Annotated in this window: 1 protein-coding gene; it reads right to left on the bottom strand. The window is 56.1% G+C overall.

Going from position 1 to position 383, the window contains the following annotated elements; translation table 11 throughout:
- A partial coding sequence (locus GHO42_RS04695; protein WP_178114895.1) for a plasmid recombination protein occupies nucleotides 1–382 on the bottom strand: 382 nt, incomplete at its 3' end.
- Between the last annotated feature and the right edge of the window lies 1 nt (nucleotide 383).

The raw sequence follows: 383 nt of genomic DNA, 5'->3' as shown, positions 1-383 counted from the left end.
TGGGGCTGAGGCGTTTGTATTGAAACAGGGGCAGGAAGAAAGCCGACAGGTGTGGCGTGGATTCGCCCCGGTGGATACTGGCCGTAACAATGCGATCGGCCCCGTACTTGTCCGCCAACCACTGCAAGGACTGCTGAAAGAACGCTTTTTCCTGTTCTGGTGTAGCTTTCTCGAACCAATCAGGACTGGCCGTCATCACGTATTCGACAGTCAAAACCGCATCTTTGCGCCGTTTCTCTGGCAGCAAAGCCCGCAGTTTTCCCATCGCCTCGTCCGTGCTTTTGGCGACCAGGTGTTGATTGTCGGGTGTGCGTTCCTGGTCAGCATTGTGTGTATTCCGTTCCCGGTAGCAATGCTGCATCGAGGCCGCCACTGAGCCCATG

Source organism: Pseudomonas sp. FSL R10-0056 (assembly GCF_009600105.1).
Lineage (GTDB): Bacteria > Pseudomonadota > Gammaproteobacteria > Pseudomonadales > Pseudomonadaceae > Aquipseudomonas > Aquipseudomonas bubulae.
Note: the sequence above shows the minus strand (reverse complement) of the source record. Positions and strands in the feature narration are given on the sequence as shown.